Below are 25,033 nucleotides of genomic sequence, written 5' to 3'. Positions count from 1 at the left end.
GCCGGATATGCAGCTCGAAGCGTGAGCGGGGCTGAGGTTTTAGTACTTGGCCGATAGGCCTCGGACCGTTGTTTTTGCACCATGGCGCCCTTAATCCGGTGCGCCCGGTCGCCGATTCGACCTGGCGTGCCCCGAGCCCGTCGCGGGGTCTTTTGCAGCGCCCCGCGTCTTCAGGAAAGCCCGTCATGAACCATCTCCCGGCCCGCCGTCGTTACGCTGCGCTACTGTGCGCCACCCTGTGTTCCCCAGCCTTGGCCGAAGAGGCGCTGGTCCTGCCCGATCAGGTCGTCAGCGCCGATGAGGCGCCCCTCAGCCCGGGGCTGGAACTGGACCGCCTGAGCAGCACCGGTTCGCGGCTGGGCCTTGACCTGCGCTCGACCCCGGCCTCAGTCAGCGTGGTCACCCGCGAGCAGATCGAGCGCCGCGGCGCCCGCACCACCGGTGAGATGCTCGACAGCGTGCCCGGGCTCAATGCGTCGGCACCGCCAGGCATGGGCAATGCCGTGAGCTGGCGCGGCTTTGGCGGCGGCCAGGTGAGCCAGTTGTTCAACGGCATCGGCCTGCATTACGACAGCATCACCGCGCGCCCGGTGGACGGCTGGATCTACGACCGGGTCGAAGCCATTGGCGGGGCCTCGGGTTTTCTCAATGGCGCCGGGGCGGTGGGTGGCTCGCTCAATTACATCTCCAAACAACCGCTGCGCGGCCACGACTTCAACCAGGCTCGGCTGCGCCAGGGCTCGGATCACAGCGGTGAAACCGCCCTGGGCTTCAACCACGGCCTGGGAGAAAACCACGTCGCGCGCCTGGACTTCAGCCACAGCCAGGGCCGGGGCTATGCCGACCGCGAGCGGCGCGAGGCCTTTACCAGCGCCTTCTCCCTGCTCAGCGATATCAGCGCGCAGTTCAGCCACACCCTGGCCCTGGAGTATCAGGAAGAACGGGTCGACAACCCCTACTGGGGCACGCCGGTGCTCAATGGCACTGGCCGCACGATGAAGATCGACCGCCGCGACCGCCTGCGCAATTTCAATGTCGACGACAGCCTGTACCAGCAGCGCGTGCAGTGGTTGCGCTCGCTCAGCGAATACCGCTTCGACGAGGCCACCGAGCTGCGCAACACCCTCTACCGCTACCAGGCCACGCGGCAGTTTCAGAACCTGGAAAACTACCGCTACAACGCCGACAACAGCGCGGTGATCCGTTCCGGCGCGCTGTTGCAGCGCCATGAGCAACAGGTCATCGGCAACCGTTTTGAGCTGCACCGCGAACAGCCGTTGTTCGACCTCGACAGCCGCTGGCTGCTGGGGCTGGACTACAGCCATAACGTACAGATGCGCCTGCCGCGTTCGCTGCCCGGCGTGGTGGACCAGGTGGATCCGGGGGATTTCGACCCGGGCAGTTTCTGGGACATCCCCGGCATGCAGCGTGGATTCCACAAGGACCGGCGCAACCAGGTGGACACCCGGGGGCTGTTTTTCGAGCACCACCTGCAACTGACCGAGCGTCTGTCGCTGCTCACCGGCCTGCGCCATGAGCGCATCGAGTTGCAGGTCGACAACTACCGCGCGGTGAGCGCGAGCAACCCGGCCTATTTCAGCCGTGATTACGCTGCCAGTACCGGTCGCGCCGGGTTGGTCTACCAGCTGACCCCGCACGCCAACGTCTATGTGCAATACAGCACTGCCGCCGATCCGCCGGCCGGCATGCTCGCCACCGCGACCCTGGGTCAGGTCGAGGATTTCGACCTGACCCGTGGCCGGCAGCTGGAGGTGGGCGCCAAGTTCGACTTTCTTCAGGGGCGCGGCGCCGGCACCGTGGCCCTGTACCAGATCGAGCGCAAGAACCTGGCCACCGCCGACCCGCTCAATCCCGGGCAAAGCCTGGCAGTCGGCCAGCAATCGAGCCGTGGCCTGGAACTGGCCGGCTCGCTGCGCGTGACCCCGCAATGGCTGGTGGAAGGCAACCTGGCCTACACCGAGGCCTGGTACGACGATTTCAGCGAGCGGGTCGATGGCGTGAGTGTGTCGCGCAAGGGGCACACACCGGGCAACACCCCGCGTCAGGTGGCCAACCTGTGGCTGACCTGGGACCTGGACCCGGCCTGGCAACTCGGTTTCGACGGCCGCCATGTGGCCCAGGTGTATGCCGATACGGCCAACGAGCGGCGGGTCCCGGGTTACCAGGTGTTCGGGGCATTTGCCGGTTACCGCCTGAGCGCCGATACCCGCCTGACGGCACGGGTGCGCAACCTGACAGACGCAATTTATGCTGAGCGCGCCAATGGCACGCTGCTGTACCTGGGAGCCCCGCGCAGCGTTGAGCTGGCGTTGGACACGCGGTTCTGAGGCGCGAATGAAACGTTATCTGTACCTGTGGCACCGTTGGTTGGGGATTGGCCTGTGCCTGCTGCTGGCGCTGTGGTTTTTCTCCGGGGTGGTGATGCTCTATGTCGGTTACCCCAAACTCACCCCCGCCGAGCACCTGGCGCGGCTGCCGCCTTTGTCGGCTCAAGGCTGCTGCGTCGACTTGGGCGTGGCGTTGCAGGCGGCGCAGCGCGAGCAGGCACCGAGCAGTATTCGCCTCAGCAGCCTGGCCGGCCGCCCGCATTACCTGCTGGGCTACCGTGATGCCGGTAGCGTCGCGGTGGATGGCCGAACCGGCCAGCGGGTCGTGCCGAACCTGGGGCTGCTGGTCGCCAGTGCCGGGCAATTCGACCCGGCGCCGGCGCTGTATCTGGGCGCGGTCTGGGAGGACGCCTGGAGCCACTCCCGAGCCCTGGACTCCGAGCGACCGCTGCACCGCATCCAGTTGCAGAACCGCGACGCCAGCCTGCTGTACCTCTCCGGGCAGACGGGGGCGGTGGTGCGCGTGGCCACCGGGGACCAACGCCTGTGGAATTGGGTCGGGGCCTGGCTGCATTGGCTTTATCCATTGCGCGGCGGGGTGCTGGATGGGGCCTGGGGTTGGGCAGTGACGTCCCTGGCATTTGCCGCCAGTTTGATGTGCCTGTGCGGGATGCTGGTCGGCCTGTTGCGCTGGCGCTTTGCCAAGCCTTACCGCAGCGGTGCGCGCACCCCCTACAAGGGCATCGCCCGCTGGCACCATGTGCTTGGCCTGGTGTTTGGCAGCCTGGCCTTGACCTGGGTCTTCAGCGGCTGGTTGTCGATGAACCCGTGGCGGGTGTTCGAGCATCCGCAAGCCTTGTCGGGTGCGGCTTATCAAGGCGGTCCGCTGTTGCCCGAGGCGTTTGCGCCGGACACCGCCCAAGCCCTGGCGCGCTTCAAGGCCGACGGTTTTGCGCCGAGGGAGATCGAGTGGCGCCGGATCGGCGGCCAGGGTTATCTACTGGCCCGCGACGGCGCCGGCGGGGTACGTCTGCTCGATGGCAGCGGCCGCTTGCGCCTGTCGATGGAGCCGCAGGAACTGGCCCGCGCCGCCTCGGCGATGTGGCCGGCCGGCAGCGTGCAGGTCGAGACCCTGCACGGCTACGACGCCTACTACTACGGCCGCGCCGAGCACAGCATGCTCGGTCACCTGGACAAACCCTTGCCGGCCCTGCGCCTGCGTTTCGACGACCCGGCCAGCACCTGGCTGCACCTGGCTGCACCTGGACCCGCGCAGCGGCGCGGTGATCGAACAGCTGGACGAGCGTCGCCGGGTCTATCGCTGGCTGTTCAACCTGCTGCACAGCTGGGACTGGTTGCCGCTGCTGGAGCGTCGGCCGCTGTGGGACGGCGTGCTGATCAGCGCCAGCCTCGGCGGCCTGTTGCTCAGCCTGAGCGGCACCTGGCTCGGTTGGCGTCGATTGCGACCGCGCAAACCTTCGGCCAGGCGCCTGGCGGCGAAGCGCCAATAAGGGGATGCCCGTTACTCAAGCAGGGGCGCTGTGCCGTGGCGAGGACGCTTGCTCTCGTATGGCCGGGCACAGCGCCAGTGCGAAGCGGCCCCCAAAACAGGACTGCTATGCAGTCCGGCGCGAGCAAGCTCCCTCGCCACAGTATCTAAGCGCCTGAGGGACTAGAACGTCTGCCCCAGGTTCAGGTACAGCGCCTTCTGCTCGTCGTCGTTGACGCCGTAGCTGAAATTCAAAGGCCCCAGGGGGGTATCGAAGCCGAGGAAAATACTCGCCGCATTGATGTAGCCGCTGTCGAATTGATTGTCATTGTTCCAGGCCCGGCCTCGTTCCAGGGAGCCACCGATGTACAGCGGAAAGTCCAGCGGCAGGTAGGCCCGAGGCGTCAGGCGGCGGTAATAGACGGCCCGCGCCAGGCTGATGTTCTGTCCGGAAAGGGCGTCCTGGCGAAAGCCTGAAAGCTGGCGCGCGCCGCCCAGCACAAAGCTCGACGACACCACGTCGGCCCGGTCCAGGGTCCGGCCATAGCGGCCGCCGAGGATGAAGGTGTTGGGGCCGCTGCTGAGTGCCTTGTCCAGTTTGAATTCCCATTGCCGGTAGCGTTTGTCCGAGCCCAGGTTGGGTTCGAACTGGCGCAGCGAGAGGCCGATGTCTTCGCCGCTGTGGGGGAAGTAGACGTTGTCCAGGGAGTCGAAAGAGTACTTGAGCTGGTAGTAGCCCTCGCTGAAGTTTTCGCTGGGCAGGTCCTGCTCGCCGATGCGCACCTTGGCCTTGCCCCAGGCCTCGCCGACACCGAAGCGGATCTCGCCGCTGTTGCCGATCTGCCGCCCCAGGTTGAGGCCGAAGCCGTAGCGTTCCAGGCGGTATTCGGCGATCGGGTCGTTGTCCAGCACCGACTCGATGTTCTGTGATTCGGCGGCGATGTACGGGGCGACGAAGTAGCGCGAACCCACGTCCAGCGGTTGGTAGAACTCGCTGTACAGCTCTTGTTGATCGCCGAACTGCAAGCGCGTCAGCCACTCCGCCCCGAGGCTGTTGATGCCGTTGACCCGGTAGCTGGCGCCGATATTGAAGGCGCTGTCGCCGCGCAGGTCATCGGACAGGTTCAGCCCCAGGCGCAGGTAATCGGTGCCGTTGCGTTTGCCGCGAGCAGTGATCACCAGGGTGTTGTCCGCGTCCTTGTGCACCACCCGGTAATGCACCTGCTCGAAGTAGTCCAGGCCGTACAGGGTGCCCATGTCGGTTTGCAGGCGGCCCAGGTCCAGGGGCTCGCCAATGTGCTGGCGAATGTAATAGCGGATCACGTCATCGCTGACCTTGGAGTCGTTCTCGACCTTGATCGCGCTGATGATCGGTGTGCGCTGGCTCGGCGCCCGGGCCGCGGTCAGTTCGGCATCCACGGTCGTGGTCGGGCGCAGGCGGGCCAGGCGCGCATCGAGGATGCGGGTGGCGCGGTAGCCGGCATCGATCATGTCCTGGGCGCGGCCGAAATCGGTCACGCCATAGCTCGACAGGGGCGGCTGGATCAGGATGTCGTCCGGGTGCAGGGCGGCCAGCTGTTCTTCGGAGTTGCGCCGGGTCATCAGGGTGATCGACTGGGTCAGCACGTCGACCACGGTGGTCAATTGCTTGCGCGAGCGCAGCGGCGAGCCGATGTCGACCACGATGGCGATGTCGACCCCCATGTCCCGGGCCACGTCCAGCGGGATGTTGTCGGTCATGCCGCCGTCTACCAGCAGGCGGCCGTCGATCTCCACCGGAGCGAACACCGCCGGGATCGACATGCTGGCGCGAATCACCTGGGGCAGGTGGCCTTTGCTGAACACCACTTTCTCGCCACTGGCGATATCGGTGGCCACCGCGCGAAACGGAATCGGCAGTTTGTCGAAGTCGCGGGTGTCGCTGACGTGGGCGAACTTGCTCTCCAGCAGCAAGGCCAGGTTCTGGCCCTGAATCACCCCCAGGGGCAGGCCGAGGCTGCCGTCGTCACGGAAGCTGAGCTTCTGCTTGACCAGGAAGTCGCGGTCATCCTGCTTGCGGCGAAAGGGCACGTCCTCGCGCGGCGGGGCATCGGACAGGGCTTGCTGCCAGTCGATGCCCAGGGCAAGTTTTTCCAGCTCGTCGATCTTGTAGCCCGAGGCGTACAGCCCGCCGATCACCGCCCCCATGCTGGTGCCGGCAATCGCGTCGATGCGGATGCCTTGCTCCTCCAATGCCTTGAGCACGCCGATATGGGCCAGGCCCCGGGCGGCGCCCCCCGACAGCACCAGGCCGATGGTGGGACGGGGGATTTCTGCGGCCTGGGCCATTAATGGCAACAGGCACAGCAACAGGCAGGACAACAGGCGGCGCATCACGGCTCTCGGGGCAGCGGAAAAAGGCGGCTATTATAGCGGCCGAAACCCAGGAGTCCGCCGAACCATGACTGAACGTAAACCCGAAGTGGTCATCACCTATTGCACCCAATGCCAGTGGCTGTTGCGCGCCGCCTGGCTGGCCCAGGAACTGCTGAGCACGTTCAGCGACGACCTGGGGCGCGTGGCCCTGGAACCGGCCACCGGCGGCGCCTTTCGCATCACCTGCGATGGCGTGCAGATCTGGGAGCGCAAGGCCGATGGCGGCTTCCCCGAGGCCAAGGTGCTCAAGCAGCGGCTGCGGGACCAGATCGACCCGCAGCGCGACCTGGGCCATAACGACCGCACTCAGAACCCGCCTACGGTCTAGTTCCTGTACCAAAAACAGCGGCGCGTCGAGCATGGGGCGTCAGTGAGAGGGGGCATGCTCGTTACTAGCCTTGCGAGTTGAAGCAGCGCCCAGTTGGCTGGAGACCACGATGGCGACAATGATCAAGGCCCCGCCGAGCAACATGCGCAGGGTCGGGGTTTCGCCGAACAGCAACCAGGCCACGCTGATCCCGTAGACCGGCTCCAGGGCGAATACCACCGCCGCTGTGCGAGCCTTGATCACCGCCAGGCTGGCGACGAACAGGCTGTGGGCCAGGCCGGTGCAGAACACCCCGAGCAGGGCCAGCCACAGCCAGTCCAGTGGCCGCACCTCGCCCAGTCCCGGCGCCGCCACCGGCAGCAGGCAGGCGGCGACCACCAGGTTCTGGCACAGGGCGGCCTGGACCGCCGGAATACGCCCGGAACTGACCCGGTTGTTCAACGACAGCAGGGCGAACAACAGCCCCGAGGCCACAGCCCACAGCAGGCCGGTGGTGGCCTCGCTGGCCAGGTCGAAGTCCGGCGTGACCAGCACCAGGCCGATGCTCACCAGCAGCACCAGCACCATCTCGTTGAGGCGGATGCGCTCGCGAAAGATCAGGCCTTCGAGGATCACGGTGAACGCCGGAAAGCTGGCGAAACCCAGGGTCGCGATGGCCACCCCGGCCACCTTTACCGCGATGAAGAAACTCACCCAGTGCCCGGCCAGCAGCAGGCCGCTGAGCAGTAGGCGCGAGCAGTCGCCGCGGGTCAATGGCTGCCAGCGGGTGTTGCTGACCAGGCGTGCAAAACAGGCCAGGGCCAGGACGGCGAAGGCGGCGCGGCCAAACACGATAATCGCCGGCGAGGCGGCGGCCAGTTTGCCGAACACCCCGGTCAGGCCGAACATCAGGGCGCCGATATGCAGGGCACCGAGGGCGGTACGCGGAGTCATCTCAATCCTTAAACAATAGAGCCGGGCCCTCTGGCGGGCGCTGCGGCAGGGCAGCAGTTTACGGGCGTGGCCGATGCGCTGTCTGTCGCGGGGCTCGCGTCTTTTGTCGAGGAACTAGCGCGGCTCGTTGGCGCGCCGCAGCTTGCCGGGGCTGGTGCCGTATTCGCGCAGGATGGCGGCGGCAAATGCGCTCTGGGAGCTGTAGCCCACCCGCTGGGCGATTTCACCGATGGCCAGGGGCGAGTCGCGCAACAGGTTGACCGCCATGTGCAGGCGGCGGCTGCGGATGTAGTCCATGGGCGTCTGCCCGCATTCGGCAATGAATCGCGCATGCAGGCGTGCGCTGGACAGGCCGGCGAGCCGTGCCAGATCGGCGACTTGCAGCGGGTGGGCGGCGTGCTGGTCGATGTGGGCATTCAAGGCGGCATAGGGCAGGCGCCGACCGCCACCGACCGGCAGCGCGCTGTTGAGGCTGGCCAGCAACAGCACCGCCCCTTGCTGGGCAATCAGCGGATCGGCCACCGGGCTGGCGGCCAGCCAGTCGACCAGTTGGCTCTGGGCCGGGGCCAGCAGCAGACGCCCAGGGGTGTCGAGCAAGCGCCGGCTGGCCTCGGCGTGTTCCCCCAGCGATTGCATGACCCAGTGCTCGCTTGGCACGTCGAGCACCAGGCAGTGGCTGCCGTCGGGGCTGCCGCAGGCATGGTGGGCGCCGGCCGGCACCACCACGAAACTCTGCTGGCCGACCCGGCTGCCCTGGCCGTCGACTTCGAAGTCGAGCCGGCCCGACAGGCCGAACACCAGTTGGGCATGGTCATGGCTGTGGACGATCAGGTCGTGGCTGTAGTGGCGCAGGGTGAGGATCGGTCGCATCCCGGTCTCCTTGGCAGAGGCGGCAGTCTACACCGGGGGGCGTTGCGCGCGGGCTGTCATCGGACGGTCGTATTTGTGTCATGGGCTATTAATCGCCACGGAGCAAGCTCGCAAAAACAGCAGGAGAGTGCCCATGACCAGCGCCGAACTCGTCAAACCCAGTCGTAAGCAGCGGGTACGAACTTTATGGATCTCCGATGTGCACCTGGGCACCCGGGATTGCCAGGCCGAGCATCTGTCGCAGTTTCTCAAGGGCTATCAGGCCGACCGCATCTACCTGGTGGGCGACATCATCGACGGCTGGAAAATGCGCGGCGGCATGTATTGGCCCCAGGCCCACACCAATGTGATCCGCCGGCTGCTGACCATGAGCAAACGCGGGACCGAGGTGATCTACGTCACCGGCAACCACGATGAATTCCTGCGCCGCTACTCCAAGCTGATCCTGGGCAATATCCAACTGGTGGACGAGGCGCTGCACACCACCGCCGATGGTCGGCGCCTGCTGGTGATCCACGGTGACCAGTTCGATGTGATCACCCGCTACCACCGCTGGCTGGCCTTTCTCGGCGACTCGGCCTACGAATTTACCCTGACCCTCAACCGCTGGCTCAACCACTGGCGCGCCCGTTACGGCTACGGCTACTGGTCGCTGTCGGCCTACCTCAAGCACAAGGTGAAGACCGCGGTCAGCTTTATCAGCGACTTTGAACAAGCCATCGCCCATGAATGCGTCAAGCGCGGCTTGCAGGGCGTGGTCTGCGGGCACATTCACCATGCCGAGATCCGCAAGGTCGGCGAGGTGGACTACCTCAACTGCGGCGATTGGGTGGAGTCATGCACGGCGCTGATCGAGCATTGGGACGGCACCATCGAGCTGTATCGCCTGGCCGATGCCCAGGCGCGCGAAGCCCAGCTCAAGGCCGAACGGCAGAAGGTGGCGGAGCCGGCATGAGCTCCGCTGGCGCGGTTCAGGCCGCGTGGTGTTCTTGCATGGCGGCCTTGTAGATCGAGTTTTTCGGCTGGGCGAACAGGCGCTCGAGCATGGGTTCGAAGAAGCTCAGGGGCAGGCTGTCGTAGTCCGGGTCGAAGGCCGCGGCATCGTACTTGGCGCAGAACTCGGCGGTGCGCTGGTACTGCGGGTGGTCCTTGAATTGTTCCCGCAGGTGCCGGTCCATGCCCAGGTGATGGAAGAAGTAGTAGCCCTGGAAAATCCCGTGCTGCTGCACCATCCACAGGTTTTCCGGGCTGACGAAGGGCTTGAGGATGGCGGCGGCGATATCCGGGTGGTTGTAGCTGCCCAGGGTGTCGCCGATATCGTGGAGCAGAGCGCAGACCACGTACTCCTCATCCTGGCCATCGCGCCAGGCGCGGCTGGCGGTCTGCAGGGAGTGGCTCAGGCGATCCACCGGGAAGCCGCCGAAGTCGCCTTCGAGCAGCCGCAGGTGGGTGACGATGCGCGATGCCAGCTGCCGGGCATAGGCGCTGAAGTCGGCGGCGATGATCGCCCAGTCCTGCTCGGTTCCATCCTGCATATGGGTAAAACGGGCGTGATCGCTCATGGGCCATCTTCTTGTTGTGGATGATGGTTCGAGTCTATGCCCTGTGATTGCCCGCGCAGTGGCTGTGGGAGACGGCTTGCTGACCAGGCGAGCCGCGTGGCCCGCAGGAGTGTCTGGACTAGAAGGGCACCTTGCCGAGGATCATGTCGCGGTACATGACGAAATCCCCCAGCAGACTGTAGAAGGGGTGCTGGAAGGTGGCGGGACGGTTGTTTTCGAAGAAGAAGTGCCCGATCCAGGCAAAGCTGTAGCCCGCCACCGGCAGCGCCAGAAGCAGCAGCCAGGCACCTTTGCCAATGGCCAGGGCCAGGATGAAGATCACCAGGCTGGTGCCGATAAAATGCAGGCGACGGCAGGTACTGTTGCCGTGTTCGCTCAGGTAGTACGGATAGAATTCGGCAAAGCTGTTGAATCGCTTGATGTTTTCCACGCCTACGGCCTCGCTGGTAGTTGTTCTGATAATGGGATGTGCCGCGGGGAGTTTATTTGAGTCTAGAGTCATCAATGGATGTAGCCAGTGACAATGGGCGCCACTTTAGTATCCTTGCAAATCTGGCCGTAGCATGCGGCTCACCATGTAAGAAAACGCCATGAGCGAACGAACGACTTCTGCAAGCTGGGCGATGGGAATTGTCAAAGCGCTGGAGATGGACGGCCTCGACTGCCGTGCATTGTTCAAGCAGCTGGGCCTCGACTATGGATCGCTGGACGACCCTGATGCACGTTTCCCCCAGGACTCGATGACCCGCCTGTGGCAGCGCGCGGTCGAGCTGTCGGGCAACCCGGCGATCGGCCTGAACATGGGCAAGGTGGTGCGCCCGGCGTCGTTTCATGTGGCCGGTTATGCCTTGATGTCCAGTCGCACCCTGGCCGAGGGTTTCGAGCGATTGGTGCGCTATCAACGCATCATTGCCGAAAGCGCTGATTTGAGTTTTCGACTTTTACCTGAAGGCTATGCACTGATTCTGACCGTGCATGGCGATCATCTGCCGCCGACCCGGCAAAGTGCCGAAGCCTCCCTGGCCTGCGCCCTGGCCCTGTGCGGCTGGCTGACCGGACGCACCTTGCAGCCGCGCAAGGTGTTGGTCCAGGGCGCTCCGCCTGCGGACCTGGAGCCCTATAAACACGCTTTTCATGCACCGCTGGTGTTCAACGCGCCCTACGATGCGCTGATATTCGAGCGGGGCGACATGGAAGCGCCGCTGCCGACGGCCAATGAGGCCATGGCCCTGTTGCACGATCGCTTTGCCGGCGAATACCTGGCGCGGTTTTCCGAAAGCCGGGTAACCCACAAGGCGCGCCAGGTGTTGTGCCGACTGCTGCCCCAGGGCGAACCGAAGCGCGAGATGGTGGCCCAGACCCTGCACCTGTCCCAGCGCACCCTGCAACGGCGGCTGCAGGAAGAGGGCACCAGCTTCCAGACCCTGCTCGATGACACCCGCCGTGAGTTGGCCGAGCAGTACCTGGCCCAGCCAAGCATGACTTTGCTGGAGATCGCCTATTTGCTGGGGTTTGCCGATCCGAGCAACTTCTTCCGCGCGTTCCGCCGCTGGTTCGATGCCACGCCCGGCGAATATCGGGCGCGGCTGTTGCAGGATTCAGCTCTGGTCAGTGACGCCAGAACGCCGGAATACACAGCACGAACACCGTAATGATTTCCAGGCGCCCGAGCAGCATGCCCAGGGACAGGATCCACTTCGCTGCGTCTGGCAGGGTCGAGAAGTTGCCGGCCGGGCCGATGGTCTCGCCCAGCCCCGGGCCGACGCCGGACACCGTACTGGCGGCACCGGTCAGGGCCGTCATCCAGTCCACCCCGAGCAGGGATAGGGCCAGGGCGATCATGCAGATGGTGATGGCGAAGAAAAACGAGAAGGTCAGGATCGAACGCACGATCTCCTCGTCGAGGCGATGGCCGTTGTATTTCTGCTTGATCACCGCGCGCGGGTGAATCAGCTGGTTAAGGTTGGCCTTGAGCAGGATATAGGCCACCTGGAAGCGGAAGATCTTGATCCCGCCTGCCGTTGAGCCGGAGCAGCCGCCGACAAACCCCAGGTAAAAGAACAGCATCAGCGAGAAGTTGCCCCACAGGCTGTAGTCGCCCAGGGCAAAACCGGTAGTGGTGACCACCGAGGTCACGTTCAACGCCACGTGGCGCAGGGCATCCAGCCAGTGCAGGTTGGTGGTCCACCAGTACCAGGTGCCGAGTACCAGCCAGGTGACCAGCAGCAGGCCGAGCAGGCCTTGCACTTGCTGGTCCTTGAGCAGCGCCCGGCGGTTGCCACGCAAAGTGGCGACATACAGGGTGAACGGCAGGCTGCCCAGAATCATCACCACCACCGCCACCCAATGCACCGCCGGTTGTTTCCAGTGGGCCAGGGATTCGTCGGACGTGGAGAAACCACCGGTGGAAATAGCCGACATCGCGTGATTGATGGCGTCGAACGGGGTCATCCCGGCCCACCAGAAGGCCAAGCTGCCGAGGATAGTGATACCGACATAAGCCGCCACAATCAGCCGCGCCACCATGTGCGAGCGGGGCATGACTTTCTCCGAGCGGTCCGAAGACTCGGTCTGGAACAGGCGCATGCCCCCGATGCGCAGCAGTGGCAGGATCGCCACCGCCATGCCGATAAAGCCGATGCCGCCAAGCCAGTGCAGCAGCGAGCGCCACATCAGAATGCCCGGGGACATGGTGTCCAGGCCGCTGAGCACCGTGGAACCGGTGGCAGTGATGCCGGACATGCTTTCAAAAAACGAATCGGTATAGCTGATGTGCTGGGTCAGCAGAAACGGCAGGGCGGCGAAGATGCACACCACCAGCCAGCTCGATACGGTCAGCAGGTACATGTCGCGCGGACGCAGGTGCACATGCTCCGGGCGCCCGGGGATCACCAGCGCCAGGCCGGCGATAAAGGTGATCATGCTGGCCCAGAGGAACGACGGCAGATCGCCCGTGCGCTCGAAAATCACCAGGGTTGCCATCGGGATGACCATGGCGATGGCCAGGGTGATCAGGAAGATGCCGATGATGAAACCAATGATCCGTAAGGTCGGCAACGCCATGAAGTCCGCTCGGGCTGATAACTGAAGGGCGCCCATTCTACCTGCGGGGCGGGGCATGTAAACCGGGGCCCCCTCGGCGTTTGGCCGTGGGGCGCGGTTGCGGCCTGTCGCCAAACGTCAACTGCCCCTAGAATGGCCGGACATTTTTTGCAGGAGGTGGCCGATGGAGGCTCTCGACGTTTTGCTCAACCGTGTTTCCGTACCGCGCCTGCTCGACCCGGCGCCGGATGCCGCCCAGCGTGAAGCGCTGTTCGCCGCGGCTCTGCGTGCTCCGGATCATGGCCAATTGCGGCCGTGGCGGTTTCTGACGGTCGAAGGCGCGGCTCGCGAGCAGATGGGCGAGTTGCTGGCCGAAGCCGTGCAATTGCAGGGCGGCGAGGTGACCCAGGCGGCGCTGGACAAGGCCCGTGCCATGCCGTTGCGTGCGCCGCTGGTGGTTGTGGTGGTGGCCCGTTTGCAGGAGCACTTCAAAGTGCCCAAGAGCGAGCAACTGCTGGCTGCCGGTTGTGCCGCCCACGGTATTTTGCTGGCGGCCTACGCTCAGGGCATCGGTGCCGTATGGCGTACCGGAGAGCTGTCCTATTCGGCCCATGTCGCCAAGGGCCTGGGCCTGGGTGAAGGCGAGGAGATCATTGCCTTCCTGTACCTGGGCACGCCGCAGAACGAACCCCGCGTGGCGCCCCAGGTCGACACGGCGGAGTTTGTCAGCGCCTGGTCGGGCCAGGGCTGACTCAAGCAATGGGGCTAAATGCCGCTGATCGCTGAACGGGCCCCTGCCACTCCAGGCAGGGGCCCGTTGCATTCAGTACTAGGCCACCGCCCCCGGTTCCAGTGGCAACTCCAGGCTGGCAATAAAACCGCCTTCCGGGTGATTGGCCAGGATCAGGCTGCCGCCGTGGCGCTCCGCCGCGCGACGCGCAATCGCCAAGCCCAGCCCATGGCCCGCCGCCGTTTGCCCGGGGGCGCGATAGAACGGCTCGCCCAGTTGCCCCAGGTGTTCGGCCTCCACGCCAGGGCCATGATCACGCACGCTGAGTACGATCTTTTCTCCCTGGCGCAACGCCAATACCTCGATCGATTGGCCGTCCGGGTTGAACCGCTGGGCATTGCGCAGCAGGTTGTCCATGGCGCGCTCGATCATGGTCGGCCAGCCTTTGAGCAGCAGGCCGGGTTCGGCTTCGATGCGCACGCTTTGCTCGGGGCAGGCAAGTTGCGCATCTTTCTGCAAGTTGCCGAGCAAGGCGTTGAGGTCCACGTCTTCAGCACTGGCGTTGTCGGCGTCGACCCGCGCCAGGACCAGGATTTCACTGATCAGGGCTTCCAGGCGGTCGCATTCCCGGGTCAATCGCGGCCACAGCCGTTCGCGTTCCGCAGGCTCGGCGCGTTCGGCCAGGGCCAGGGCGATGCGCAGCCGGGCCAGGGGCGAGCGCAGTTCGTGGGAGACATCCCGCAGCAACTGGCGCTGGCTGCCGATCAGGCTTTGCAGGCGCGAACCCATGCGGTTGAAATCGTTGGCCAGCACGCCGAACTCGTCACGCCTGGCAGCCAGCCGGGCCAGGCTGTTCTGCTGGTAGGTGGCCTGGCCCAGGTCATGCACCGCAACCCGCAGGCGGCTCAGGGGGCGGGTGATGGACAGGGTCACCAACAGGCTGAACAACGTCAGTACCACCAGGGCGATGGCCAGGGCGCTCAAGGGCCACATCAGGCTGTCGCGGTGCCAGGCGTCGAGCTCAGGGTGCGGGATACGGTAAATCAGCAGGTAGGTGTCGCCAGTCTTGGGGCTGGTGTATTCGTCGGTCAGGCGGCGCCACGGCAGATGCCGATCATCGCTGTTCTGGCGCGCCTCGAAGGCGGCTGCACGCTTGGGGAAGGTGCCGCGTACCACCGGATCACCGCTGTCATTGAGCACCTGCACGTCGATATGGTACTGGCGCTTGCGCTGCTGCAGGATCTCCTGGGCGGCATCCTCGCCCTGGGCTTCGTAGCTTTGCGTCCACTCCTGGGCCAGGGTGTTGAGGCCCGGATGACGGCTGAGAATCCAGGCGTCCTGATTCAACATGTGCCCAAGCAGGATCGACAGCCCTGCAACCAGGGCGATGGCCAGCCAGAAGCTGGCCAGGATGCGCCAGAACAATGAACGCACAGGAAATCCTCAAACAGGAAAAGCCCAGTGGGGGGGCCACTGGGCTGGGGAAACGCTAACGCATTATTGCGCTTTTTGCGGTTGCTGCGCTTTCCAGGCCTTGAACTCGGCCCATTCGGCACGACGCTCAGCCTGTTTCTTCTGGATCGCGTCGAACTCTTTCTGCTGATCCGGCTTGAGCACCGCCCGGATGTCCGCTTCGGTTTTCTGTTTCTTGGCGGCGATCTCGTCCTTCATGGCCTTCTGGTCGGCTGGGGACAGTTTTTCCAGATACTTCTCGACCAGTTGCTTGCGTTCGTGCATCTGCTCACCCATCAGCTTGCCAATCTGCTGGCGCTGTTCACGGCTCAGATCCAGTTGGCTGAAAGGGCCTTTGCCGCGCATGTGCTCGCTGTGGCGTGGGCCGTCCATCGGCCCCATCGGGCCTGCGCCTTCAGGCATGGCCATGGCCACGGTCGGCAGGGCAGCGGCGAACATCAGAGCGATAAGGGTCTTGCGCATGGTGTGTCTCCTTGTCTCATTCCCGGTCAGTTCCGGATGAGTTCAGGTTACGCAGATCAAGGTCAGCGGCAGTCAGCGAAGGGTAAAGCTTGGGTAAAGACGAAAATCCCCCGGCCTGACAATTCTCCACCGGAGATGAACGCCTGTGGCCGCTGCCGATAGGCTCGGGCCGGGTTCGGCCGGGGCCTTCATGGGTGCCCCGGCGGACGATGGGAGTGGGGGGAACGGGCCTATCGGCTGCAGCGCCTGTGCGACATCGTCCGCCAGCGCACGGTCTTACAGGCTGTAGTAGTAGCCGCGGCTGCGCAGGGCGACGATCCGCGGCCGGCCGTCGGGGTAGGGGCCGATCTTTTTACGCAGGTTGCTGACGTGCATGTCCAGGCTGCGGTCGTACAGGGTCAGCTTGCGGCCCAGGGCGATCTGCGCCAGTTCCTGTTTATCCAGCGGTTCGCCGGGCTGCTTGAGCAGGGCTTCGAGCAGGCGGCTTTCGGAGACAGTGAGGGTGATGTCCTGCTGATCGATGCTGACCACGCCCCGGATCGGGCTGAAGCACAGGTCGCCCAGTTCCATCTGGCTCGACCCCGCGGCCGGATGGCTGCGACGCAACACGGCGCGCAGGCGGGCGGTGAGCTCGCGCGGGTCGCACGGTTTGGCCAGATAGTCGTCGGCGCCCAGTTCCAGGCCGAGGATGCGATCCAGCGGTTCGCCGCGAGCCGACAGCATCAGCACCGGCAGGTCAGGGTGATCGTTGCGCAGTTGCTTGAGCAATTCCAGGCCGCTGCCGTCGGGCAGCATCACGTCCAGCACCACGGCAGCCGGTGCACTGTCGGCCAGGGCGCGGCGGGCGCTCTGGCCATCGTGGCAGGCCCGAACCTGGAAACCTTCCTGGCTCAGCCAACTGGTCAGGAGTTCGCACAGCTCCTGGTCGTCATCAATCAGTAACAGGTCGCTCATTCATCACTCAATTTAGCCATTGTCGACGCTTTCGATGCCCACCACTGGCGAAGATACCGCAGAGCAGGGCCAATAGTGCCACTCCTGCGCCTGTCACGAACCATTGCTGCTGATCGGTCAGCAGGCGTGGTACCGGGCTGGCCTGGGCTTCCTTGAGTTGCAGCTTGAGGCGCTGGTTCTCCTGGCGCAAGCGGGCGAGCTGGGCACTTTCGCGTTCGGCATCGGCATTTTGCAGTTGTTTGCTCAACTCATCACGCAGCCGCTCGCTTTCTTTCAAGCGTTGCTGCAACTCGGTGATCTGGCTGCCGGCACTCAGGGACAGAGGCGTGGAGCGGCCCGAGTCCTGGGTTTCTTCGGCATGGGCAACGGCCCCGATCGATAACATGACCAACAGCAGACACAACGTACCTTGGCGCATCGGAACTCCTGATTCCAATCGAGTGTTGGGCAGGTTGTCGGCCGTTAAACGAGAATAATGAGCGATTGAGAACGCGATGAACCGACAAGGTTCATCGCGTGGAAGAGGATTTACGGCAGGACTTGCTTGAACGGCTTGACCGAAACACTGGCGTAGACGCCTGCCGCGATGTACGGGTCGGCATCGGCCCAGGCCTGGGCGGCGCTCAACGAGTCGAATTGAGCGACGATCAGGCTGCCGGTGAAACCGGCGGCACCCGGGTCATTGCTGTCGACGGCCGGGTGCGGCCCGGCCAGGATCACGCGACCTTCAGCCTTGAGCTGCTGCAGCCGCTCCAGATGCGCCGGGCGGGCGGCCAGGCGGTTCTCCAGGGAGTTTGCGACGTCTGTGGCAATGATTGCGTAAAGCATGTCAGTCCTCGGTTTTCGGCGTGGTGGGTTCGGTGTCATGCATATGGCGCGACAGGTAGATGCCCTGGGCGACCAGGAACAGCAGGGTCATGCCCAGGCTGCCGAACACCTTGAAATCGACCCAGATGCTCTGGAAGGTGAAGGCGACGAACAGGTTGGCGGCGCCGCAGAACAGGAAAAAGCCGATCCAGGCGATGTTCAGTCGGGTCCAGACCGGGTCCGGCAGGGTCAGCGCGTGGCCCATGATGCGTTTGATCAGCAGGCGGTCACCGATGAAATGGCTGCCGATAAAGGCCAGTGCGAACAGCCAGTTGACCACCGGGGCTTTCCACTTGAGGAAGGTTTCGCTGTGGAAGGCCAGGGTCAGGCTGCCGAAGACCAGGCAGGCTACCAGGGTCAGCCATTGGCTTTTTTCCAGTTTGCGCTGGGAGATGAACAAGGCTCCGTAGACCACCAGGGAGCTGATGATCAGCATCGCCGTGGCGCTGTAGATGCCGCCCAGGGTCACTTGTTGACCGGCAATGTCGACCACGCGGGGATCGATTTTGTAGACGATGAAAAACAGGAACAGCGGGATGAAGTCGATGAATTGTTTCACAATGGCAGCCAGAAGCAGGATGTGGCGGCATAATAACAAACATCCATGGTAGCGAAAGCGCCAGCTGACTTGAGGTTTAACAGTCCCGTGAATGTTGATTTGCACTGCCACAGCACGGCCTCCGACGGCGCTCTTGCGCCTGCGGTACTGGTTGCGCGTGCGTTTGAAAAAGGCGTGCGAGTCCTGGCCCTGACCGACCACGACACCCTGGAAGGGCTCGATGAGGCCCGTCGCGCGGCGGTCGAACTGGGTATGCAACTGGTCAACGGCGTTGAATTGTCCTGCACCTGGGGCGGCGCGACCATCCATGTCCTGGGTTACGGCTTTGATGTCAACGCCCCCGCGCTGGTCGAGGCCATTGCCAAATTGCACGATGGGCGCTGGCTGCGGTCAGAAGAAATAAGCCGAAAACTCGCGCTCAAAGGCATGCCGGACGCCCTGGAAGGGGCCCGGGCCATCCAGCAGGAGTTGGGTGATAGCGGCAATGCCCCGGCGCGGCCGCACTTTGCCGACTACCTGGTGCGTGCCGGCTACGTCAAGGACCGCGCCGAAGCGTTTCGCAAGTGGCTGGGGGCCGGCAAGCTGGGGGACGTCAAGCAGCATTGGCCGACCCTGGAAGACACCGTCGGCACCCTGCGTGCAGCGGGTGCCTGGGTTAGCCTGGCGCACCCCTGGCATTACGATTTCACCCGCAGCAAGCGTCGTCGCCTGATTGCCGACTATATTCAAGCGGGTGGCCACGCTATCGAAGTGGTCAATGGCCATCAGCCTGCGGAACAAGTGGGCAGCCTGGCGATTCTTGCGCGTGAGTTCGGTCTGCTGGTCAGTGCCGGCAGTGATTTCCATGGTCCTGGAGGCTGGTCCGAAATAGGCGAATACCGCCCGGTTCCGGAGGATCTGCCGCCGCTTTGGTGTCGATTCAAACATGACCCAATTATTGCCGCCTGAACAGGTAGAGACAGTGAGTCAATTTTTCCAGATACATCCGGAGAACCCACAACCGCGCCTGATCAAACAGGCGGTTGAAATCATCCGTGCCGGCGGGGTGGTGATCTACCCCACCGATTCGTCGTATGCCGTCGGTTGCCAGATGGGCGACAAGGGCGCCATCGAGCGGGTGCGACGCTTGCGTCAATTGGACGATAAGCACAACTTCGCGCTGATCTGCAGCGACCTGTCGCAATTGGGTCTGTTCGCCAAGATCGACACCGGCACGTTCCGCCTGCTCAAGGCCTATGTGCCGGGGCCTTACACCTTCATTCTCAACGCCACTCGCGAAGTACCGCGGCTGTTGCTGCACCCCAAGCGGCGCACCATCGGCCTGCGGGTGCCGCGCAACCCGATTGCCCTGGCCCTGCTGGCCGAGCTCGGCGAGCCGCTGATGAGCGTCAGCCTGATCATGCCCGGCGAAAGCGAGGCGTTGAACGATCCTTATGAAATGCGCCAGTTGCTCGAACATCAGGTGGACCTGATCATCGATGGCGGTTTCGGCAGCACCGAATCGTCGACGGTGATCAACCTGGCCGATGGCGAGCCGGAAGTGATCCGCATCGGTTGCGGCGACCCTGCGCCGTTCATGGCCGAGGCCTAGATGTCCGCAGTACAAACCGTCGACGACCAGGCAGGCGCCCAGCAAGAACTGCCCTTCGCCATGGTCTATGGCCAGGCGGTGCTGGAAATGCCCCTGGACCTGTACATCCCGCCGGACGCCCTGGAGGTCTTTCTCGAGGCCTTTGAGGGACCGCTGGACCTGCTGCTGTACCTGATCCGTAAACAGAACATCAACATCCTCGATATCCCGGTGGCGGAAATTACCCGTCAGTACATGGGTTATGTCGAGCTGATGCAGTCGGTGCGCCTGGAGTTGGCAGCCGAGTACCTGGTGATGGCGGCCATGCTGGCCGAGATCAAGTCGCGGATGCTGCTGCCGCGCTCTGCCGAGATCGAAGAGGAAGAAGACGATCCGCGCGCCGAGCTGATCCGTCGCCTGCAGGAGTACGAGCGCTTCAAGGCTGCCGCCGAAGGCATCGATAACCTGAGCCGGGTCGGTCGCGACGTGGTCGTGCCCAAGCTGGACGCCCCCGAGGCCCGGGCCCGCAAGCTGCTGCCGGACGTGAGCCTGGAAGAGTTGCTGATGTCCATGGCCGAGGTGCTGCGCCGGGGCGACATGTTCGAGAGCCACCAGGTCAGCCGCGAAGCGCTGTCGACCCGCGAGCGCATGAGTGATGTGCTGGAGCGGCTCAAGGGCGGCGGTTTCGTGCCCTTCGTCGAGCTGTTCACCGCCGAGGAAGGGCGCCTGGGGGTCGTGGTGACCTTTATGGCGATTCTCGAGCTGGTCAAGGAATCCCTGGTCGAGCTGGTGCAGAATGAGCCCTTTGCGGCGATCCATGTGCGGGCGCGAGCCGAATAACGAGCTGAAACAATGAATCTGACTGAACCCCGCGAGCTGGCGCCGCTGCTTGAAGCCTTTCTGTTGGCCTCGGGAAAGCCCCAATCCCTGGATCGCCTGTTCGAACTCTTCGAAGAGGGTGAGCGGCCGGAGCCGGCCGTGTTCAAAAAAGCGCTGACGCTGCTGGCCAAGTCCTGCGACGGCCGGGCCTTTGAACTCAAGGAAGTGGCCTCCGGTTATCGGTTGCAGATCCGCGAGAAATTCAGCCCCTGGGTCGGGCGACTTTGGGAGGAGCGCCCGCAGCGTTACTCGCGGGCCATGCTCGAAACCATGGCACTGATCGCCTACCGCCAGCCGATTACCCGGGGCGAAATCGAGGATGTGCGTGGGGTTGCGGTCAACAGCCATATCGTCAAGACCTTGCTTGAACGTGAGTGGATCCGAGTCGTCGGCTACCGTGATGTACCGGGCAAGCCGGCGATGTTTGCCACCACCAAGGTGTTTCTCGACCACTTCAACCTGAAAAACCTCGACGACCTGCCACCCCTGGCGGAGTTGCGCGAGATGGAAGTCGAGCCGGTGCTCGAGTTCGACGACGCCCCGGTGCCGGAAAATCTGCAGGCCCTGGCCGATGCCAGTGCCGAGCCGGAGGAGCCCAAGGAAGAAACCAGTTTCCACACTTTGCTGCTGGAGCTGGATTCGATGGAGGAAGGGATCAAGACCGACTTCGATGACCTGCTGCGCGATGGCGCCCCGGATTCCTCCGAGTTCAGCGTCGAGAGCGGGCTTGCGCCCGAGCCCGATGTGCCGGTCGAGGTGGCTGTTGAAGTTGTCGTCGAGGTCGAGGCGGTGCTTGAGGTCGAACCTGACGCCAGACTGGAAGTCGAAACCGATGACGATGTGCTGGGCGTGGCAGAGGCGCGCGCCAAGTTGCTGGCTGCCGTGGCTGCCCTGGAGCCACCGGCCCCCAGCCTGAGTGATGAAGAAGCCGAGGCCCTGGCCTTGGCCGAAGCCATCGAGAATGAAAGACGCTTGCTGGAAGACTGATCCTTTTCTGGGGTCGGGCTGCCGGCCATCGCGATTACTGGAGAAGGCCCATGAGCTCCACCAAAGACCCCTGTATCAGTGTCTGCAAGTTCAGCGACGATATCTGCATCGGTTGTGGGCGCAGCAAGCGCGAGATCAAGGCCTGGAAGAAGCTCGACAAGGTCGACAAGCGCAGCGTCCTGGCCGAGGCCGAATTGCGCCTGTTGGCCCTGGGCGCCACCGGTCGGCGGAAAAAGTAGCCCCTCGCGACATATCAACTAGTCTGTGATGCGCAACCGGCGCCATGAGCGTATGATTCGCGACCCTTTGGCGATCCCTTCGCCACAAGACCTGTTTTTACACGTTTCAGGCCACTCACCGCCTGAATCGACACACCGGGAGGTGCCCAGATGAGTGACAACGACCAGAAAGACAGCCAGGAAATCGGCCCAGCAGGCGAAAAACTGCAGAAAGTCCTCGCCCGTATCGGCGTTGGCTCGCGCCGCGACGTAGAGTCCTGGATCAGCCAGGGCCGGATCAAGGTCAATGGCAAAGACGCCACCCTTGGCCTGCGCGTCGACCTGCATGACGCCATTTCCATCGATGGCAAGGTGATCAAGCGCGAAGAGGCCGCCGAATCGGTGCGCCGCGTGATCATGTACAACAAACCCGACGGCGAGATCTGCACCCGTGACGACCCTGAAGGCCGTCCAACCGTGTTCGACAAGCTGCCGCGCCCGAAAGAGGGTCGCTGGATCAACATCGGTCGCCTGGACATCAACACCACGGGCTTGCTGATGTTCACCACCGACGGTGAGTTGGCCAACCGCCTGATGCACCCTTCCTACGAAATGGACCGTGAATACGCGGTACGTGTGCGTGGCGAAGTCGACGACGAGATGATCGAACGCCTGAAAGCCGGTGTTGTGCTCGAAGACGGCCCGGCCAAGTTCACCGACATCAAGCAGGCGCCAGGGGGTGAAGGGTTCAACCACTGGTACCACTGCGTGGTGATGGAAGGCCGTAACCGTGAAGTGCGTCGCCTGTGGGAATCCCAGGGCCTGGTGGTCAGCCGCCTGAAACGTGTGCGTTTCGGTCCGGTGTTCCTCAATTCCGATCTGCCGATGGGCCGCTGGCGTGAAATGACTCAGTACGAGGTGGATATCCTCAGTGCCGAGGTTGGCCTGACGCCGGTGGCTATGCCGCAGTTGAACGCCAAGAGCAAGGACAAGCTGGAACGCATGCAGCGTAAATCCTCGCGCCCGGTGGGCAAGAGCGAGCGCGTGCGCACCCTGCGTCCTGCTGCCGGTGCTCCAGCCGCAGGCGGCGCCCGTCCCGCGCGTGAGCCGCACATCGAAGGCGAGCGCCCAGGGCGCAAGCCGGCAGCGCGTCAGGATGGCGAGCGCGGACCACGCACTCCACGTCCGGCGGCCGGTCGTGGTGAGTCGGGTCGTGGCACGCCCGTGGCCGACCGTCCAAGCGACACCAAGCGTCCGGCCAAGCCGGCGCCGAAGTCCAAGCGTCCGGGCATTGTCCTGGTCGACCGCGATGCGCCATCGGGCAAGCGTCGTGGCGCACCAGCCGGTTCCGGCCAGCGTCCGGGCTTTGGTCGTCGCAAGCCGGAGTGAGGCAGGCCTAAGCCGCAAGTGAAAAGCGCCAACCTCAGGGTTGGCGTTTTTTTTTGCCTGGCAGTGCAGAGGGGCGCTGATGTCGCAGTGTCTGGCAGCAGGGGATCAGGGGTGTACAATGCGCGGCGTTTTAACTGTGACCCAACTGCGTATCCGCGCATTTTGCGTCTGATCTACTGGTGCCGACGCGGTTCGAAGGCTTGTCTTCCGCCGCTGGCTACCAGCTCGACGAGCAATACATTCAGGGCTATCCGCCTTGTTCATTCCGCCGCGTCACAAGCGTGGTGGGTTCGATTTCGTCACAGATAAAAACAAACAGGTGACGTATGACCGTTAAACAAACGCTGAACTCCTGGTGCCTGCGCTGGGGTTTGATCTGCGCTGCTTAGCCAACGCCTTGCAGCAACGCCTATCGAACATCATCAAACCTTGCGTGAGACCTTTTCAATGAGTGGACAGAACTCGCATTCAGGCGAGCTGAAACGCGGCCTGAAAAATCGCCATATTCAACTGATCGCCCTGGGTGGCGCGATCGGTACCGGCTTGTTCCTCGGATCCGCCGGCGTGCTCAAATCCGCCGGCCCGTCGATGATCCTCGGCTACGCCATCTGCGGCTTTATCGCCTTCATGATCATGCGCCAGTTGGGCGAGATGATCGTCGAGGAGCCGGTTGCCGGCTCTTTCAGCCACTTCGCCCATAAATACTGGGGCGGCTTCGCCGGTTTCCTGTCGGGCTGGAACTGCTGGATCCTGTACATCCTGGTGGGCATGTCGGAGCTGACCGCGGTCGGCAAGTACGTGCACTACTGGTGGCCGCACGTGCCGACCTGGGCTTCGGCCGCGGTGTTCTTCGTGCTGATCAACGCGATCAACCTGGCCAACGTCAAAGTCTTCGGCGAGGCCGAGTTCTGGTTCGCCATTATCAAAGTGGTGGCGATTGTCGGCATGATCGCCCTGGGCAGCTACCTGCTGGTCAGCGGCCACGGTGGCCCGCAAGCCTCGGTGAGCAACCTGTGGGAACACGGCGGCTTTTTCCCCAATGGCGTCAGCGGCCTGGTCATGGCCATGGCGATCATCATGTTTTCCTTTGGTGGCCTGGAGATGCTCGGCTTTACCGCAGCGGAAGCCGACCAGCCGAAAACCGTGATTCCCAAGGCAATCAATCAGGTGATCTACCGGATCCTGATTTTCTACATCGGTGCCCTGGTGGTGCTGCTGTCCCTGACCCCTTGGGACAGCCTGCTGGTGAGCCTCAATGCCTCCGGCGATGCCTACAGTGGCAGCCCGTTCGTCCAGGTGTTCTCGATGCTGGGCAGCGATACGGCGGCGCACATCCTCAACTTTGTGGTCCTGACTGCGGCCTTGTCGGTGTACAACAGCGGCACCTACTGCAACAGCCGCATGTTGTTGGGCATGGCCGAGCAGGGCGATGCGCCCAAGGCTCTGGCCAAGATCGACAAGCGCGGCGTACCGGTGCGTTCGATCCTGGCCTCGGCCCTGGTGACTTTCGTCGCCGTGGTGCTCAACTACCTGATTCCGCAGCACGCGCTGGAGCTGTTGATGTCGCTGGTGGTCGCGACCCTGGTGATCAATTGGGCGATGATCAGCTACTCGCACTTCAAGTTCCGCCAGCACATGAACCGCACCGGGCAGATCTCACTGTTCAAGGCGCTGTGGTACCCCTACGGCAACTTTGTCTGCCTGGCGTTCGTGGTGTTTATCCTCGGCATCATGCTGCTGATTCCGGGAATCCAGATCTCGGTGTACGCGATTCCGGTGTGGCTGGTCTTTATGTGGGTCTGCTACCTGATCAAAGGCAAGCGCAGTGAGCAACCAGCTGTGCAAACCCTGAGTTCGTCGATCAAGTAAGCCCTTGAATGGCTCTGAAAAACCCGGCCCTGGCCGGGTTTTTCGTTTCTGGGAGTGGGCTTGCGGACGCCCGGCGATCTTGGCCGGCG

Annotated in this window: 24 protein-coding genes and 1 pseudogene; 13 read left to right on the top strand and 12 right to left on the bottom strand. The window is 63.7% G+C overall.

The window, feature by feature from the left end; all coding sequences use genetic code 11:
* The first annotated feature begins 185 nt into the window (after positions 1-185).
* Both AC19YX_RS08925 and AC19YX_RS08920 read left to right on the top strand, forming a co-directional pair.
* Positions 186-2,348, top strand: coding sequence for a TonB-dependent receptor (locus tag AC19YX_RS08925; protein WP_500606075.1), 2,163 nt, complete (start codon positions 186-188; stop codon positions 2,346-2,348).
* Between the two features lie 7 nt (positions 2,349-2,355).
* Positions 2,356-3,859: pseudogene (locus AC19YX_RS08920) on the top strand (PepSY domain-containing protein).
* A gap of 161 nt (positions 3,860-4,020) precedes the next feature.
* Here AC19YX_RS08920 and AC19YX_RS08915 read toward each other — a convergent pair.
* Entirely contained in the window at positions 4,021-6,210 is a 2,190-nt protein-coding gene (locus AC19YX_RS08915; RefSeq protein ID WP_078470948.1) for a patatin-like phospholipase family protein, read from the bottom strand.
* 67 nt (positions 6,211-6,277) lie between these two features.
* Between AC19YX_RS08915 and AC19YX_RS08910 the strand changes: the two genes are divergently transcribed.
* A complete protein-coding gene (locus AC19YX_RS08910) occupies positions 6,278-6,580 on the top strand; it encodes an Rdx family protein (protein WP_078470949.1) in 303 nt (100 codons plus the stop codon).
* A 39-nt stretch (positions 6,581-6,619) separates the two neighbouring features.
* Here AC19YX_RS08910 and AC19YX_RS08905 read toward each other — a convergent pair whose 3' ends face one another.
* Both AC19YX_RS08905 and AC19YX_RS08900 read right to left on the bottom strand, forming a co-directional pair.
* On the bottom strand, positions 6,620-7,513 hold the full coding sequence (locus AC19YX_RS08905; RefSeq protein ID WP_500606074.1) for a DMT family transporter: 894 nt from the start codon (positions 7,511-7,513) through the stop codon (positions 6,620-6,622).
* A gap of 114 nt (positions 7,514-7,627) precedes the next feature.
* Positions 7,628-8,383 (bottom strand): AraC family transcriptional regulator, encoded by a 756-nt coding sequence (locus AC19YX_RS08900; protein ID WP_500606073.1) that lies wholly within the window; start codon positions 8,381-8,383, stop codon positions 7,628-7,630.
* A gap of 133 nt (positions 8,384-8,516) precedes the next feature.
* On the opposite strand from AC19YX_RS08900, the gene AC19YX_RS08895 reads away from it, so the two are divergent.
* Positions 8,517-9,338: a UDP-2,3-diacylglucosamine diphosphatase gene (locus tag AC19YX_RS08895; protein WP_078470952.1), complete on the top strand. Its 822-nt coding sequence runs from the start codon at positions 8,517-8,519 to the stop codon at positions 9,336-9,338.
* 16 nt (positions 9,339-9,354) lie between these two features.
* Here the strand turns inward: AC19YX_RS08895 and AC19YX_RS08890 are convergent, their stop codons facing one another.
* Positions 9,355-9,945: an HD domain-containing protein gene (locus AC19YX_RS08890; protein WP_078470953.1), complete on the bottom strand. Its 591-nt coding sequence runs from the start codon at positions 9,943-9,945 to the stop codon at positions 9,355-9,357.
* A gap of 118 nt (positions 9,946-10,063) precedes the next feature.
* A complete protein-coding gene (locus AC19YX_RS08885) occupies positions 10,064-10,375 on the bottom strand; it encodes an Mpo1-like protein (protein ID WP_078470954.1) in 312 nt (103 codons plus the stop codon).
* A 160-nt stretch (positions 10,376-10,535) separates the two neighbouring features.
* Here AC19YX_RS08885 and AC19YX_RS08880 point away from each other — a divergent pair, with 160 nt between their 5' ends.
* Complete coding sequence (locus tag AC19YX_RS08880; protein WP_078470955.1) at positions 10,536-11,597, top strand: AraC family transcriptional regulator; 1,062 nt, start codon at positions 10,536-10,538, stop codon at positions 11,595-11,597.
* On the opposite strand, the gene AC19YX_RS08875 is transcribed toward AC19YX_RS08880, so the two are convergent.
* Entirely contained in the window at positions 11,554-13,008 is a 1,455-nt protein-coding gene (locus AC19YX_RS08875) for a TrkH family potassium uptake protein (protein WP_020299339.1), read from the bottom strand. The two genes, AC19YX_RS08880 and AC19YX_RS08875, sit on opposite strands and share 44 nt — an antisense overlap.
* Positions 13,009-13,171: 163 nt before the next feature.
* Between AC19YX_RS08875 and AC19YX_RS08870 the strand changes: the two genes are divergently transcribed.
* Complete coding sequence (locus tag AC19YX_RS08870; RefSeq protein ID WP_500606072.1) at positions 13,172-13,738, top strand: nitroreductase family protein; 567 nt, start codon at positions 13,172-13,174, stop codon at positions 13,736-13,738.
* A 78-nt stretch (positions 13,739-13,816) separates the two neighbouring features.
* Here the strand turns inward: AC19YX_RS08870 and AC19YX_RS08865 are convergent, their stop codons facing one another.
* The 6 genes from AC19YX_RS08865 to AC19YX_RS08840 all read right to left on the bottom strand — a co-directional run bounded on the left by AC19YX_RS08865 (position 13,817) and on the right by AC19YX_RS08840 (position 18,032).
* Positions 13,817-15,151: a sensor histidine kinase gene (locus tag AC19YX_RS08865; RefSeq protein WP_078470957.1), complete on the bottom strand. Its 1,335-nt coding sequence runs from the start codon at positions 15,149-15,151 to the stop codon at positions 13,817-13,819.
* Positions 15,152-15,214: 63 nt separating this feature from the next.
* A complete protein-coding gene (locus AC19YX_RS08860; RefSeq protein WP_020299336.1) occupies positions 15,215-15,652 on the bottom strand; it encodes a hypothetical protein in 438 nt (145 codons plus the stop codon).
* Positions 15,653-15,928: 276 nt separating this feature from the next.
* A complete protein-coding gene (locus AC19YX_RS08855) occupies positions 15,929-16,606 on the bottom strand; it encodes a response regulator transcription factor (RefSeq protein WP_500606071.1) in 678 nt (225 codons plus the stop codon).
* A gap of 7 nt (positions 16,607-16,613) precedes the next feature.
* Positions 16,614-17,024 carry an SH3 domain-containing protein gene (locus AC19YX_RS08850; protein ID WP_078470958.1) on the bottom strand — a complete coding sequence of 137 codons (411 nt, stop codon included), beginning with the start codon at positions 17,022-17,024 and terminating at the stop codon, positions 16,614-16,616.
* A 110-nt stretch (positions 17,025-17,134) separates the two neighbouring features.
* Complete coding sequence (locus AC19YX_RS08845) at positions 17,135-17,434, bottom strand: YciI family protein (protein WP_500606070.1); 300 nt, start codon at positions 17,432-17,434, stop codon at positions 17,135-17,137.
* 1 nt (position 17,435) lies between these two features.
* Positions 17,436-18,032, bottom strand: coding sequence for a septation protein A (locus AC19YX_RS08840; RefSeq protein WP_020299332.1), 597 nt, complete (start codon positions 18,030-18,032; stop codon positions 17,436-17,438).
* Positions 18,033-18,119: 87 nt separating this feature from the next.
* On the opposite strand from AC19YX_RS08840, the gene AC19YX_RS08835 reads away from it, so the two are divergent.
* The 7 genes from AC19YX_RS08835 to AC19YX_RS08805 all read left to right on the top strand — a co-directional run bounded on the left by AC19YX_RS08835 (position 18,120) and on the right by AC19YX_RS08805 (position 24,944).
* On the top strand, positions 18,120-18,980 hold the full coding sequence (locus AC19YX_RS08835; RefSeq protein WP_020299331.1) for a PHP domain-containing protein: 861 nt from the start codon (positions 18,120-18,122) through the stop codon (positions 18,978-18,980).
* Between the two features lie 13 nt (positions 18,981-18,993).
* Positions 18,994-19,623: an L-threonylcarbamoyladenylate synthase gene (locus AC19YX_RS08830; protein ID WP_020299330.1), complete on the top strand. Its 630-nt coding sequence runs from the start codon at positions 18,994-18,996 to the stop codon at positions 19,621-19,623.
* Positions 19,624-20,442 (top strand): segregation and condensation protein A, encoded by an 819-nt coding sequence (locus AC19YX_RS08825; protein WP_020299329.1) that lies wholly within the window; start codon positions 19,624-19,626, stop codon positions 20,440-20,442. It begins immediately after the preceding gene.
* A gap of 12 nt (positions 20,443-20,454) precedes the next feature.
* On the top strand, positions 20,455-21,468 hold the full coding sequence (gene scpB / locus AC19YX_RS08820) for an SMC-Scp complex subunit ScpB (RefSeq protein WP_500606069.1): 1,014 nt from the start codon (positions 20,455-20,457) through the stop codon (positions 21,466-21,468).
* A gap of 50 nt (positions 21,469-21,518) precedes the next feature.
* Positions 21,519-21,707: a DUF1289 domain-containing protein gene (locus tag AC19YX_RS08815; protein ID WP_201130003.1), complete on the top strand. Its 189-nt coding sequence runs from the start codon at positions 21,519-21,521 to the stop codon at positions 21,705-21,707.
* Positions 21,708-21,857: 150 nt separating this feature from the next.
* The gene (gene rluB, locus AC19YX_RS08810; RefSeq protein ID WP_020299326.1) at positions 21,858-23,075 is read left to right on the top strand and encodes a 23S rRNA pseudouridine(2605) synthase RluB; all 1,218 of its coding nucleotides are present in this window, start codon (positions 21,858-21,860) and stop codon (positions 23,073-23,075) included.
* Between the two features lie 447 nt (positions 23,076-23,522).
* A complete protein-coding gene (locus AC19YX_RS08805) occupies positions 23,523-24,944 on the top strand; it encodes an amino acid permease (RefSeq protein ID WP_500606068.1) in 1,422 nt (473 codons plus the stop codon).
* Positions 24,945-25,033 lie beyond the last annotated feature (89 nt).

The organism is Pseudomonas sp. MF09150 (assembly GCF_059862355.1).
Note: the sequence above shows the minus strand (reverse complement) of the source record. Positions and strands in the feature narration are given on the sequence as shown.

What these genes read in the sequence shown, in the direction of transcription:
- AC19YX_RS08925 (WP_500606075.1), top strand. Translation starts at nt 186, where the DNA reads ATGAACCATCTCCCGGCCCGCCGTCGTTACGCTGCGCTACTGTGCGCC.
- AC19YX_RS08915 (WP_078470948.1), bottom strand. Translation starts at nt 6,210, where the DNA reads ATGCGCCGCCTGTTGTCCTGCCTGTTGCTGTGCCTGTTGCCATTAATG.
- AC19YX_RS08910 (WP_078470949.1), top strand. Translation starts at nt 6,278, where the DNA reads ATGACTGAACGTAAACCCGAAGTGGTCATCACCTATTGCACCCAATGC.
- AC19YX_RS08905 (WP_500606074.1), bottom strand. Translation starts at nt 7,513, where the DNA reads ATGACTCCGCGTACCGCCCTCGGTGCCCTGCATATCGGCGCCCTGATG.
- AC19YX_RS08900 (WP_500606073.1), bottom strand. Translation starts at nt 8,383, where the DNA reads ATGCGACCGATCCTCACCCTGCGCCACTACAGCCACGACCTGATCGTC.
- AC19YX_RS08895 (WP_078470952.1), top strand. Translation starts at nt 8,517, where the DNA reads ATGACCAGCGCCGAACTCGTCAAACCCAGTCGTAAGCAGCGGGTACGA.
- AC19YX_RS08890 (WP_078470953.1), bottom strand. Translation starts at nt 9,945, where the DNA reads ATGAGCGATCACGCCCGTTTTACCCATATGCAGGATGGAACCGAGCAG.
- AC19YX_RS08880 (WP_078470955.1), top strand. Translation starts at nt 10,536, where the DNA reads ATGAGCGAACGAACGACTTCTGCAAGCTGGGCGATGGGAATTGTCAAA.
- AC19YX_RS08875 (WP_020299339.1), bottom strand. Translation starts at nt 13,008, where the DNA reads ATGGCGTTGCCGACCTTACGGATCATTGGTTTCATCATCGGCATCTTC.
- AC19YX_RS08870 (WP_500606072.1), top strand. Translation starts at nt 13,172, where the DNA reads ATGGAGGCTCTCGACGTTTTGCTCAACCGTGTTTCCGTACCGCGCCTG.
- AC19YX_RS08860 (WP_020299336.1), bottom strand. Translation starts at nt 15,652, where the DNA reads ATGCGCAAGACCCTTATCGCTCTGATGTTCGCCGCTGCCCTGCCGACC.
- AC19YX_RS08855 (WP_500606071.1), bottom strand. Translation starts at nt 16,606, where the DNA reads ATGAGCGACCTGTTACTGATTGATGACGACCAGGAGCTGTGCGAACTC.
- AC19YX_RS08850 (WP_078470958.1), bottom strand. Translation starts at nt 17,024, where the DNA reads ATGCGCCAAGGTACGTTGTGTCTGCTGTTGGTCATGTTATCGATCGGG.
- AC19YX_RS08845 (WP_500606070.1), bottom strand. Translation starts at nt 17,434, where the DNA reads ATGCTTTACGCAATCATTGCCACAGACGTCGCAAACTCCCTGGAGAAC.
- AC19YX_RS08825 (WP_020299329.1), top strand. Translation starts at nt 19,624, where the DNA reads ATGTCCGCAGTACAAACCGTCGACGACCAGGCAGGCGCCCAGCAAGAA.
- scpB (WP_500606069.1), top strand. Translation starts at nt 20,455, where the DNA reads ATGAATCTGACTGAACCCCGCGAGCTGGCGCCGCTGCTTGAAGCCTTT.
- AC19YX_RS08815 (WP_201130003.1), top strand. Translation starts at nt 21,519, where the DNA reads ATGAGCTCCACCAAAGACCCCTGTATCAGTGTCTGCAAGTTCAGCGAC.
- rluB (WP_020299326.1), top strand. Translation starts at nt 21,858, where the DNA reads ATGAGTGACAACGACCAGAAAGACAGCCAGGAAATCGGCCCAGCAGGC.
- AC19YX_RS08805 (WP_500606068.1), top strand. Translation starts at nt 23,523, where the DNA reads ATGAGTGGACAGAACTCGCATTCAGGCGAGCTGAAACGCGGCCTGAAA.